Below are 11404 nucleotides of genomic sequence, written 5' to 3' on the forward strand. Positions count from 1 at the left end.
CTACTATTTCGTTAATTTTCATTTTCTTAACCTTATTATATCACCTTCTAATTTTAGAGAGATTTCAATTATTGTTAGTATCATTTATACGAATAAACTCAATGTTAATGAATAATGACTGTATATTACTACAACTGTCAATTAAATTAAAGCCTCTAAAAAAAGAGGAATAATCCACTTTATTATTGAAACAATCTGCACGTAAAACGTGCGGTTTTTAGCCTCCCCTATAAAAGCCTATACTTCACAAACCCCTCAAGGAGCTTGTGAAAATTGGTCACCGTATTTATTTTTATATCACTATTTTAGTGAATAGTAGCGTGCAACTTGTTGCACGAAATCATGAATGCTCGAAAGCGTTAAATAACCTTCCGTGCGTAATTTGATCGTGCATCACGCTACGAGGGGTTAAATAATCGTCCTATATGTTGAATTTTGGTTGTTAGCCTTGTCCATTATATAGCGAGGATTTTTTTCTGTTCATCGCTTAAGCTATTTGGCTCCATACGCATAGAGTATGGTTTTTATAGCCAGATTTTGGCTGGCTATAATAAAATTTAAGAGAGATAGAAAAAATAGCAGACCATTTCTGATCTACTATTTATTAGATAATTAATTTAATCTCATAATCTGAAAAGCAATCTTTAATATCCTCCAAATCTTCTGATATTTTAGATTTAAATTGATTCAACTTATCATTTATAAGATCTAATTTAGAAAAGACTAAGATTATTCTTACATCTTGATTGTTTACCAATTCTTTTTTTGTTTCTAGAAAAATGTATCCTTTAGAAGCCATACTTTCTATCATATGAGCATGTTTTTCTTCATTATTACAAATGAATCTTAGTATTGGATTATAGGTTCTCATAGATATTTTTTTACTCTTCCTGTTTCAGGATCTACTTGGACAATGCCTAGACAAAATCCTTTGTTCTGAATTGAAAATCTATAACCTGAGATACTTTCATATATGCAGGTACGATATATACCGCTACTTTGAATTTCTTCTTCTAAGTTAGCAGATTCCCAATCAGCAAATGCTTGAGAAGCACTAGCTAATCCAGTAAACAAAATGGTTATTTTCTTTAGGCTAATCATAAATTACCTCTGTTAGTATTCTAAATTCTACTGAACAAAATATGCGATATACGCATATTTAATAAAATTATATGCTCACTGAGATATTCAGTCAATGCAAAAAATCATAAAAAATAATGCTATGGATGAATAAAATAGCAAAAGAATTTATGGTTCAACCAATCGCAAGTGATGTGGATCGCGCAGTCGGACAACGCATCCAACAAAAACGTAAAGAACTGGGTTACACAGCAGAAAAACTGTCTGAATATGTCGATATTTCTCAACCACAACTTTCCCGCTATGAACGCGGTACAAACAAAATCAACATGTCTCATTTAGTCGCGATTGCTACTTTTCTAAAAACACCGATTAGCTACTTTTTTGCAGATTGTATGGAGTTGGCGGAATGGAATCATGATGAACTAGATAGATATTGGCAGGAATTAACGACACCACAAAAGACAATACTTGTTGCCTTTTTAAAAGAATTAAAAAAGACAGATTGAAGAAACAAAAAAAGTGCGGTTGAAAAATCAACCGCACTTTTGCATTTAGGGTGACTATTGTTTTGCCACAATTTTGCCGTCAACGTAATCCACGCTAATCGGTTTTTCCGGTAATAAACTACCGGAAAGGATTTGTTGTGCTAACGGGTTCTCAATTTCTTGTTGAATCGCACGTTTTAACGGACGCGCACCATAAATCGGGTCATAACCGATTTCGCTGATGAAATCGAGTGTCGCATCCGTAAAGTGCAACACATAGCCACGGCTTTCCATGCGGTTGATTAAGCGTTTTAACTGAATTTCCGCAATGGCGCGAATATTGTCTTTATTCAACGGATGGAACACCACGGTTTCGTCAATCCGGTTAATAAATTCCGGACGGAAATGTTGGCTTACCACAGACATCACCAATGCTTTCATGTCATCGTAGCTTTCTTCTTGGTTGCCTTGAATCAAATCAGAGCCTAAGTTAGACGTCATAATCACCACCGTATTGCGGAAATCCACGGTTCTGCCTTGTCCGTCGGTTAAACGGCCGTCATCCAACACTTGCAACAAGATGTTGAATACATCGTGGTGCGCTTTTTCCACTTCGTCGAGCAAAATCACGGAATACGGACGACGACGCACAGCCTCGGTTAAATAACCACCTTCTTCATAGCCCACATAGCCCGGAGGTGCACCGACCAAACGGGACACGCTGTGTTTTTCCATGAATTCGGACATATCGATACGCACCATGGCATCTTCGCTATCGAATAGGAATTTCGCCAAGGTTTTGCACAATTCGGTTTTACCTACGCCGGTTGGCCCTAAGAACAAGAAGGAACCAATCGGGCGATTTGGATCGGAAAGACCGGCACGGCTACGACGAATGGCGTTCGCCACAGCATCCACCGCTTCGTTTTGCCCGATAACCCGTTTGTGCAATTCTTCTTCCATGCGCAAGAGTTTTTCTTTTTCGCCTTCCATCATTTTGGAGACCGGAATGCCGGTGGCACGGGAAAGCACTTCAGCAATTTCCTCATCGGTCACGCGGTAGCGTAATAGGCTCATTTCCTTGCCTTCGCCAGCTTCCGCCTGCGCTAATTGTTTTTCCAGCGATGGAATCACACCATATTGCAATTCGGACATTTTATTTAAATCGCCTGCACGACGAGCTTGTTCCATTTGGGTACGGGCGTTTTCCAATTCCGCTTTAATGTGTTGCGCACCGGAAAGGGCGGCTTTTTCGGATTTCCACACCTCTTCTAATTCAGCATATTCCCGCTCTTTTTCCGCCAATTCTTTTTCTAACATTTCCAAGCGTTTGCGGCTGGCATCGTCATCTTCTTTTTGTAACGCCTGTTGTTCCAATTTGAGTTGGATAATACGGCGATCTAAGCGATCTAACGGCTGTGGTTTGGAGTCAATTTCCATCCGAATGCTGGATGCGGCTTCATCGATTAAGTCGATGGCTTTATCCGGCAACTGACGATCGGAAATGTAACGATGGGACAAGGTTGCCGCCGCCACAATAGCCGGGTCAGTAATTTGTACATGGTGGTGGATTTCATAACGCTCTTTTAAACCACGTAAAATAGCAATGGTATCTTCCACGCTCGGTTCATCCACAAACACTTTTTGGAAACGACGTTCAAGTGCGGCGTCTTTTTCAATGTATTGGCGGTATTCGTCTAATGTGGTCGCGCCTACACAATGCAATTCACCACGTGCCAAACTTGGTTTTAACAAGTTGCCGGCATCCATCGCGCCATCGGTTTTACCCGCGCCCACCATGGTGTGAATTTCATCAATGAATAAAATGACGCGGCCTTCTTCCTGCGCTAATTCTTTCAAGACGGCTTTCAAGCGTTCTTCAAATTCACCGCGATATTTTGCTCCGGCGATTAACGCGCCCATATCAAGTGAAAGTACGCGTTTATTTTTCAAGCCCTCCGGCACTTCGCCGTTCACAATACGTTGCGCCAACCCTTCTACAATGGCGGTTTTACCTACGCCCGGTTCACCGATAAGCACCGGGTTGTTTTTGGTGCGGCGTTGTAACACTTGAATGGTGCGGCGAATTTCTTCATCACGCCCAATCACCGGATCCAATTTGCCACTTTCCGCACGAGCGGTTAAGTCGATAGTATATTTTTCTAAGGCTTGGCGGCTTTCTTCCGCATTTTGGTCATTCACGTTTTGTCCTCCACGAATATGATCGATGGCTTGTAAAATTTGGTCTTTTTTCGCACCGCACTTTTTCAGTATCTCACTGACGGCGCCTTTTTCTTCTAAGGCAGCAAGTAAAAAGAGTTCGGAGGAAATAAATTTATCCTGCCGTTGTTGTGCCAATTTATCGCATAAATTCAAAAGGTTAAGCAACTGACGGGAAAGTTGTACATCACCGCCATTGCCAGACACTTGCGGAAGTTTGGCAAGTTCATTGTTGAGTTCGTTACGCAGCACGGCAACATTCACACCGCTTGCGGTTAGAATCGGCGCCACTGAACCGTCTTGTTGATTTAACAAGGCACTCAATAAATGCACCGGTTCAATAAATTGATTATCCTTGCCAATCGCTAAAGATTGCGCTTCAGCAATGGCTTGTTGGAATTTAGTGGTAAATTTTTCAATATTCATAGTCTTTCCTTCTTCGTTCCATGGATGTTCTGTTGAACATTTGTTCGCCAAATTTAAATAAGATCGTTTTGAGAGATTTCAAGAGAAAAAATGAAAAATTTAGTCTTGCCGATTAATTTTTTAGATTTGATAGGTGTAATTTATTTAAAAAATGCACCGCACTTTGGTGATTGATGGAGAATCCCTTTGGAGCAGGGCGCGGTCTTTCGACGTCATTTCTTTAATTTCTTGAAGGCTAAAATCCAGTTTCAATCCCTTTAGAACAGGGCGGGGTCTTTCGACAATAAAGATGCACAAGATGAATTAGAAAAAGTACTTATCCTAATTGATTAGGGAGATTGAACAAATAAAAATGGAAATTGAGTTACAGAAGTCCCTCACCGGTAACTCGGCTGTAGCCATTTTACAAAATAAGGAGTTGCGTGAATATAATGCCGGCGCATCCAATGTTGCACGTGACAACGTAGATAAACGTATCAGTGACTTAGCCAATGGTCTTAATGATACATCTGCTGAAACGATGAATGCAGACGATATTACTATTCCACATAACAACATTACGCTCCAACTACCTCAGGTATCCAATTCCTTTTCTTATACCGGAACCGGTGGAACATCCGGTACAGGCTCCGGAGGCAGTGGCAGCGCTAGCCTGAAAAAATACGAATCTAAGGACGCATACGCTGATGGTCGGGCTATCGTATATCGAACCCCAGATGGTAAGTTAGTTCGCCGGGAAGGAGGATCACTTGCATGGAGAAATAATAATCCAGGTAATATTCGAGCCGGTGAATTCGCTAAATCCCTCGGCGCTATCGGCGTCGGCCCAGGCGGATTTGCTATATTCCCAGATGCCGAAACCGGTGCACGCGCCGTAGGTGCACTCATGCGCACCCAAAACTATAAAAACTTGTCGATAGCCGATGCCATTGCCCGCTACGCTCCGCCAAGTGAAAACAATACCGCGGCCTACCAAGCTGCTATTCGTAAACAAACAGGTCTTGACAGCACGCGTAAGATGAGTACATTATCTGACGCAGAGCTTGGCCGCGTAGTCAATGCCATCAGACAACATGAAGGTTGGAAAGAAGGCAAAACAACCACACAATAGGAGCATTTATGATGAAATGTAAAGTTCTATTAACCGCCGTATCATTATTAGTCAGTGCGGGTTATGTATCTGCTGCAAATCCTTCATCGGTTAACTATGATACACCGGTGACACTTGAGGGCACATTAAAGGTAGAAAAAGGCTATCCGATGTTGTATCTCCCAGCACCGATTACCGCAGTTGCCGGAGCTGGCTCTGACGGGATTTATGCTACTTTTAACGGTGCTAAAAAACTTCAAGTAGTCTGGGGCGGAGAAAAGTTGCCAGCTGGTTGTATGTTAGCCACCGGGTCATTATTTGGTGCACACACAGCAGATCATAAAACAGATGTATTGATTCAACTCGAATCTTACAAACCTTGCAGTAAATAGTAAGATTGCTGACGCATATAACATGGGAGGTAAATAGCCTCCCATTTTTCTTATTATTCTATAAGCCTCACAAAATTATGACAATGGATTCTTTGAGTCTTATAATTTATTTAACAGTGATTTTAAAAAGCGGTGTTATTCCGCTTTTTTTGTACCTAAATTAAATATAATTAAATCTGTTTTTTGTCGTATTGCTCAATTACAGTGGCAGTTGTAATAAACAACGAGAAGCGACATAAATGGAACAAAAGATGGAAAATGATGAATACCTTTCAAATCCAGCGGAATTTGAAAAGAAAGAACATAGATGCACAGATCCAGATTGTCTAGATTGTGATGAGCCGATTTATTTTGCCATGCATGACAAGCATCATAAGTTCAGTTTATCACTAACAACCTTAATTGAATGCTTAAAATTTGCAGAAAACGAGGGAGCCATTCCACCTATTGATATTTCTTGGTGGGGTGAAATTTCCAACCGAGTTCCCTCTATCCATGTACTTCAAGATAATACTATTCGATCCTAAATTTAAATTGTAATGCCACTTTTTTTGCCATATCTAACATCAAATCACTCAAAATCGGTTCCATTACGCATTACAAGTCAATTTTATGCAAATGTTTCGCAAAATGATAAATGAGAGTATACTGAAACGTATGGATACGTTGATGGATACAGGAGAAAATGATGAGCGATGCAGAAAAATTCGGACATACTGTTGGTCGATTTTTTAAGAAAATTGACCGCACATTATCGTTTCTCCCAGAAAAGCCTCGTAAAGCCATTATAACGGCTGCTGCACTTGCGGTGAGTCCGATTTGGGTTGGTATTATCGCTTATAAAGCAAAAGCACCTGACAACGTAGATTATTTTGTCCAAGATGAAAACAAGATAGAGGATGAATCTAGTATTCTTAATGAAATTAAACTATCAAATATACAAGCCTTAAATCAAGATATTAGCTATTTTGATGAAGATGCAACTATGTTTGATAACCTAGATTCAGAAGCTTTCTTCGGTGAAAAATTTTAACAAAGTAGAAGTCGTTATTAATATTTTAACTAACTTCTACTTTTTTATTTTACGATTTATCTAGCCCATCCATAAAGGCCTTACCTGCACTTTTGGCAACATCCCCACCTTGTGAACCACCTTCATAAGACGCTCGAGTACCATTAGTAAATGAGGATGCCATATTCCCCAAATTAAATCCCGCCCAAGTCATTGCTCCAAACCACAAGCTCGGCAAAACAAGAAATAAGCTACCCATGACAAAATTTGAAATAAGTCTCAATCCCTTTGGAGCAGGGCAGGGTCTTTCGACAAATCCTCTTGCAATACACCCCTGAATAATATGTCTCAATCCCTTTGGAGTAGGGCGGTGTCTTTCGACATGGAATGGGTCAACGGGGACGGTTATAAGCATAAGTCTCAATCCCTTTAGAACAGGGCGGTGTCTTTCGACATTATTGCATTCGGTAAGAATGGTGAAATTTATCCGTCTCAATCCCTTTAGAGCAGGGCGGGGTCTTTCGACGGTATGCAACTTTATAACAAAGCACAAGATCGTGTCTCAATCCCTTTAGAACAGGGCGGGGTCTTTCGACCGCTATTAACTGACAACGTTATCCCCGATGACTTGTCTCAATCCCTTTGGAACAGGGCAAGGTCTTTCGATGGTTGTTTACGCTTGCTGTCGTGATTTTTTTAGCCTCAATCCCTTTAGAACAGGACGAGGTCTTTCGACAAATGTCTAAATACACAATCAAACACATCTGCGGAGTCTCTATCCCTTTGAAGCAGGGTAGCTTATTTCTTATTTTGCCGAGCTTGTGGTTTGGCGCGATGACTTGGGCGGGATTTTATTTGAGGAATATAGCATCCTCATTTACTAATGGTAATCGAGAGTCTTATAAAAGTGGAGATATTGTCAAAAGTGCGGTCAATTTTCTTAAAAAATTGGCCAACGGAATAACCAAATCGTTGCGCATCCATTATGACTCTCCGGTTTTAAGCAGTAGAATATTAAATACTTTCTCGCCAATTTTGAATAATCAGCTCCGGTACCATATTAAATGCTTTATCGCTCGTTACTAGCGTGCAATTCTCAGTAAGAGCGTGTGCGGCTATCATGAGATCTAACGTTCCCATAATAAAGCCTTGTTTCTCCATTTGCGCTCTTAACTTACCATGACAACATGCAACGGAATAATGCCAATCATAAATGGTCACGGCCTCTAAAAACGGAAGCATGATTTGATTTAATTTGGTGCTTTGACGTTTTTCTAACCCATAAATAATTTCTGCCGCCGTAATCCCTGAAATACAAATATTATTGGGTGAAATTGATTTAAGATGTCTAAGTACACCGATATCTTTGCGTACAATATCACTCACAGTATTTGTATCAAGCATATACATCATAAGGGAATTCCATCAAAAATATCACGAGAAAAAACCTCCTGATTACGTTCTTCCGAAGTGAGAAAATCGTGACTATTCATTTTATCTAAGCTATCTAAGGCCGCCCACATTTTATCCCACGAGGCCTGTTGTTTTGATCGCATTGATAAAACAACATCCCCATTCGGTTCTTTTCGTACATAAATTTTTTTCGCATCAAATTCAAAATCGACAGGTAATCTTACGGCTTGACTTCGCCCATTTTTAAAAAGACTGGCAATACGCTCTTCCATAATTTCCTCCAGGCAGTTGATGTTATATGCCTTAGCATAGGTTTTATTTGTTTGTAGTGCAAGTCCTTTTATATAAACCTTAATAAGGCTGTGCGATTAAATAGTCTAAAACCAGTATAAAAAGGGAGGTTACTCTCCTCCCCTTTATACTTACCATCCTACTGCTCAATTTGAAGTTCAACGTTTCGTATTACCGGTTTTTTAGGTGTTACATACTCTTGCGGATTCTCACCCAATTTCACTTTAAATACTTCAATCCCTTTAGCTCAGGGCAGGGTCTTTCGACTGATCCACGTGAATTACAAGGACGCTTTTATGCGTTTCAATCCCTTTAGAACAGGGCAGGGTCTTTCGACATGGAATGGGTCAACGGGGACGGTTATAAGCATAAGTCTCAATCCCTTTAGAACAGGGCAAGGTCTTTCGACTAAGCTATAGCAAGTTAAGCCCTGAGCGTAAAAAGTCTCAATCCCTTTGGAACAGGGGCGGGGTCTTTCGACCTAAAGTGCATTATCAATTCGGACCGATGAAGTTAGTCTCAATCCCTTTGGAGCAGGGCGGGGGCTTTCGACAAATGAACGAAATTAATATCAATATCCCATATTCGTTTCAATCCCTTTGAGATAGGGCAAGGTCTTTCGACAGATTTTTTATCGCCGCATTAAGTCGGTCAGTGTTGTTTCAATCCCTTTGGAACAGGGCAAGGTCTTTCGACGGTAATGATGTATACCGTACCTATTATGAAGGTCAGTTTCAATCCCTTTGGAGCAGGGCAGGGTCTTTCGACTGAAGGCGTTGATATTTACGGGGCGAAAGGTTGTTTCAATCCCTTTGGAACAGGGCAGGGTCTTTCGACATTGCTGACTTGTTGCAAGTTGAACGTGGTATTACAGTCTCAATCCCTTTAGGACAGGGCAGGGTCTTTCGACGAAGATGAATTCTTAGCAAGTATTAAAGAGAGACGTCTCAATCCCTTTAGAACAGGGCAGGGTCTTTCGACAGTTTTACCTATGGCACTCCATTTTAAAGATTATGAGTCTCAATCCCTTTAGAACAGGGCAGGGTCTTTCGACAATGAAAATTGCACGATGGAATCGTTTAGTTCGTCTCAATCCCTTTAGAACAGGGCAGGGTCTTTCGACCTAACGAATTAACACGTATCATGAACACCCGTACTGTGTTTCAATCCCTTTAGAATAGGGCGGTGTCTTTCGACCCTATTGCCGAAGCAGAAGCTAATTTAATCCAAGTCTCAATTCCTTTAGAGCAGGGCAGGGTCTTTCGACACGTAGCTCAGTTGGTAGAGTGCTGTCCCTCCAAGTCGTTTCAATCCCTTTGGAGCAGGGCGGGGTCTTTCGACAAAATGGTAAAGGATCCTTTGATAAAGATGCGTTTAAGTTTCAATCCCTTTAGAACAGGGCGGTGTCTTTCGACTGTAGGGGTGGTTTGGTGCCTTGCTGGATAAGGCTTGAGAAGATCGGTTCCCAATTTTTTCCCTCATGCGAAAAGTAAGGTATGGATTTGATTAAATATTGAACGATTTTATCCATTTTCTTTTTTTATCTTTGTTCAAAGTGCGGTGATAAAAAATGATGTTTTTTTATATGATTTTTGCGCGCTATTTTACCTCAGTTTCTTCACATTTTCACCTCTGTTATAACGTTAAACTGATGGGTAATGCTGTCCAAATAATGCCTTGGGGCAGGCTCGCTTTCCCTAAGCGCCATTGGGAGCAGTTATGGGGTAAGGTGTAAATTCGGAGATCATCTTCTTTTTTATGGAAAATCTGCATAACCTCCGTTAAGCATTGTGTTAACAATTTTTCTGAACCTTCAAATAAGAAAATACTGTATTGAATTGGGGTGGCATATTTGGTCATGCGGCGATGAATACGCTGGAGACGTTTGGGGTCGGCAATGTCGTAACCAATAAGGTATTGCATATTTTTCTCCTAAAATTGGAAAATCACGTCTTGTAGCATGGTTTGTTGATTAAAATAATAGCGTCCTAGCAAGCCTTGCCATTGTTTTTCATTGAGGTCGGAAAAGGTTTGCCATTCACTTTCACGGCGTTGTGGTGAGCTGATAAAATCAGCCTGTTTAATGAGATTAACAATGTCTAAACTGTTCTCTGTGAGCATTTTGCGCCAATTTCCGACCGCACTTTCATAGCTTTTATAAAATTGTACACGCCCTGCTTTCCCTAAAAAGCAGCCTTCTTGTGTGGTAGAAAAAGACTCTTCGCGTAAAATGTTTTGGCGAAATAAGCCTAAACACCAGTTATCAATTAAAGGGCGTAACGGTTCAATCAGATCACAGGCAAGGGATTCTCGACCAAAATCAGGGGCGTGATAAAAGCCGATATATGGATCAAGCCCTGCGGAGAACGAGGCTGAAACCTGTTCTTCGCGAATGAAATTTTTAAAAATATTAATGAGTTCATTGATTTCATCAATAAACTGTTCAAGGGTGATGTTTATACACTCCACACCGCTATTTTCACGGATTTCCGGTAAAATGTGATTTTCTAGCAATTCATCAAGATCTTCGTTTAAGTTAAATTTCTCTTTTAACTTACGTGCGAAAACTCTCGGTTCAATAAGACCGGCTGTATTACCATAACGATCCTTATTATCAATAAAAAATTGACGATATTCTTTGGCTTGTGTCGGGTTAAGAGAAGATGGAATTCGGATGTTATTGAATTCTTTTGCTAAATTAGGGCAATCGCGATCCGCATGATATGCAGGCATACTAAGTTTATACACCCAGTGACTTTCTTCGCGTTTGATTTGTTTGAAAATCATATTCTTATTAATATTAGAAATATTACGAAATAAATGATCGCTGATAATAAGGGCTTCACGCTCATTTTTTGTGAAATAGCTAAGATCAAGATCGAATAAATCGAGTTTGTAATTATTGAAAAATCCTGTTTTTTCAATAGCAGGAATATCAATATCTAACTTAAAGATAATGTTTTTATAATAATTATATTTAGTGATATAGAAC

The 11404-nt window shown here is 40.3% G+C and carries 13 protein-coding genes; 5 read left to right on the top strand and 8 right to left on the bottom strand.

Going from position 1 to position 11404, the window contains the following annotated elements; translation table 11 throughout:
- Window positions 1-604 precede the first annotated feature (604 nt).
- Complete coding sequence (locus QZ106_RS06830) at window positions 605-799, bottom strand: hypothetical protein (RefSeq protein WP_295975882.1); 195 nt, start codon at window positions 797-799, stop codon at window positions 605-607.
- 68 nt (window positions 800-867) lie between these two features.
- Window positions 868-1101, bottom strand: coding sequence for a hypothetical protein (locus QZ106_RS06835; protein WP_295975884.1), 234 nt, complete (start codon window positions 1099-1101; stop codon window positions 868-870).
- A 149-nt stretch (window positions 1102-1250) separates the two neighbouring features.
- Here QZ106_RS06835 and QZ106_RS06840 point away from each other — a divergent pair, with 149 nt between their 5' ends.
- Window positions 1251-1589 (top strand): helix-turn-helix domain-containing protein, encoded by a 339-nt coding sequence (locus QZ106_RS06840; RefSeq protein ID WP_295975885.1) that lies wholly within the window; start codon window positions 1251-1253, stop codon window positions 1587-1589.
- 54 nt (window positions 1590-1643) lie between these two features.
- Here QZ106_RS06840 and clpB read toward each other — a convergent pair whose 3' ends face one another.
- Window positions 1644-4214 (bottom strand): ATP-dependent chaperone ClpB, encoded by a 2571-nt coding sequence (clpB, locus tag QZ106_RS06845; RefSeq protein ID WP_295975887.1) that lies wholly within the window; start codon window positions 4212-4214, stop codon window positions 1644-1646.
- A gap of 352 nt (window positions 4215-4566) precedes the next feature.
- Here clpB and QZ106_RS06850 point away from each other — a divergent pair, with 352 nt between their 5' ends.
- The 4 genes from QZ106_RS06850 to QZ106_RS06865 all read left to right on the top strand — a co-directional run bounded on the left by QZ106_RS06850 (window position 4567) and on the right by QZ106_RS06865 (window position 6729).
- Entirely contained in the window at window positions 4567-5325 is a 759-nt protein-coding gene (locus QZ106_RS06850; RefSeq protein WP_295975889.1) for a hypothetical protein, read from the top strand.
- 8 nt (window positions 5326-5333) lie between these two features.
- On the top strand, window positions 5334-5696 hold the full coding sequence (locus QZ106_RS06855) for a hypothetical protein (RefSeq protein WP_295975891.1): 363 nt from the start codon (window positions 5334-5336) through the stop codon (window positions 5694-5696).
- Window positions 5697-5947: 251 nt separating this feature from the next.
- Entirely contained in the window at window positions 5948-6223 is a 276-nt protein-coding gene (locus QZ106_RS06860; protein WP_295975893.1) for a hypothetical protein, read from the top strand.
- 161 nt (window positions 6224-6384) lie between these two features.
- A complete protein-coding gene (locus tag QZ106_RS06865; protein ID WP_295975894.1) occupies window positions 6385-6729 on the top strand; it encodes a hypothetical protein in 345 nt (114 codons plus the stop codon).
- A gap of 49 nt (window positions 6730-6778) precedes the next feature.
- Here the strand turns inward: QZ106_RS06865 and QZ106_RS06870 are convergent, their stop codons facing one another.
- From QZ106_RS06870 to cas1, 5 genes are all read right to left on the bottom strand, one after another.
- The gene (locus QZ106_RS06870; protein WP_295975896.1) at window positions 6779-7123 is read right to left on the bottom strand and encodes a hypothetical protein; all 345 of its coding nucleotides are present in this window, start codon (window positions 7121-7123) and stop codon (window positions 6779-6781) included.
- A 599-nt stretch (window positions 7124-7722) separates the two neighbouring features.
- On the bottom strand, window positions 7723-8118 hold the full coding sequence (locus QZ106_RS06875) for a type II toxin-antitoxin system VapC family toxin (protein WP_295975903.1): 396 nt from the start codon (window positions 8116-8118) through the stop codon (window positions 7723-7725).
- Complete coding sequence (locus QZ106_RS06880) at window positions 8118-8393, bottom strand: AbrB/MazE/SpoVT family DNA-binding domain-containing protein (protein ID WP_295975898.1); 276 nt, start codon at window positions 8391-8393, stop codon at window positions 8118-8120. The genes QZ106_RS06875 and QZ106_RS06880 overlap by 1 nt, the downstream gene beginning before the upstream one ends.
- Before the next feature lie 1654 nt (window positions 8394-10047).
- Entirely contained in the window at window positions 10048-10335 is a 288-nt protein-coding gene (gene cas2 / locus QZ106_RS06885) for a CRISPR-associated endonuclease Cas2 (protein ID WP_295975899.1), read from the bottom strand.
- A gap of 9 nt (window positions 10336-10344) precedes the next feature.
- Window positions 10345-11404: CRISPR-associated endonuclease Cas1 (gene cas1 / locus QZ106_RS06890; RefSeq protein WP_295975902.1), on the bottom strand; the 1060-nt coding region annotated here is incomplete at its 5' end.

This window comes from uncultured Aggregatibacter sp. (genome assembly GCF_901873365.1).
Taxonomy (GTDB): Bacteria; Pseudomonadota; Gammaproteobacteria; order Enterobacterales; family Pasteurellaceae; genus Aggregatibacter.

What these genes read in the sequence shown, in the direction of transcription:
- cas2 (WP_295975899.1), bottom strand. Translation starts at nt 10,335, where the DNA reads ATGCAATACCTTATTGGTTACGACATTGCCGACCCCAAACGTCTCCAG.
- QZ106_RS06880 (WP_295975898.1), bottom strand. Translation starts at nt 8,393, where the DNA reads ATGGAAGAGCGTATTGCCAGTCTTTTTAAAAATGGGCGAAGTCAAGCC.
- QZ106_RS06855 (WP_295975891.1), top strand. Translation starts at nt 5,334, where the DNA reads ATGATGAAATGTAAAGTTCTATTAACCGCCGTATCATTATTAGTCAGT.
- QZ106_RS06860 (WP_295975893.1), top strand. Translation starts at nt 5,948, where the DNA reads ATGGAAAATGATGAATACCTTTCAAATCCAGCGGAATTTGAAAAGAAA.
- QZ106_RS06840 (WP_295975885.1), top strand. Translation starts at nt 1,251, where the DNA reads ATGGTTCAACCAATCGCAAGTGATGTGGATCGCGCAGTCGGACAACGC.
- QZ106_RS06830 (WP_295975882.1), bottom strand. Translation starts at nt 799, where the DNA reads ATGGCTTCTAAAGGATACATTTTTCTAGAAACAAAAAAAGAATTGGTA.
- QZ106_RS06865 (WP_295975894.1), top strand. Translation starts at nt 6,385, where the DNA reads ATGAGCGATGCAGAAAAATTCGGACATACTGTTGGTCGATTTTTTAAG.
- QZ106_RS06875 (WP_295975903.1), bottom strand. Translation starts at nt 8,118, where the DNA reads ATGTATATGCTTGATACAAATACTGTGAGTGATATTGTACGCAAAGAT.
- QZ106_RS06870 (WP_295975896.1), bottom strand. Translation starts at nt 7,123, where the DNA reads ATGCTTATAACCGTCCCCGTTGACCCATTCCATGTCGAAAGACACCGC.
- clpB (WP_295975887.1), bottom strand. Translation starts at nt 4,214, where the DNA reads ATGAATATTGAAAAATTTACCACTAAATTCCAACAAGCCATTGCTGAA.
- QZ106_RS06835 (WP_295975884.1), bottom strand. Translation starts at nt 1,101, where the DNA reads ATGATTAGCCTAAAGAAAATAACCATTTTGTTTACTGGATTAGCTAGT.
- QZ106_RS06850 (WP_295975889.1), top strand. Translation starts at nt 4,567, where the DNA reads ATGGAAATTGAGTTACAGAAGTCCCTCACCGGTAACTCGGCTGTAGCC.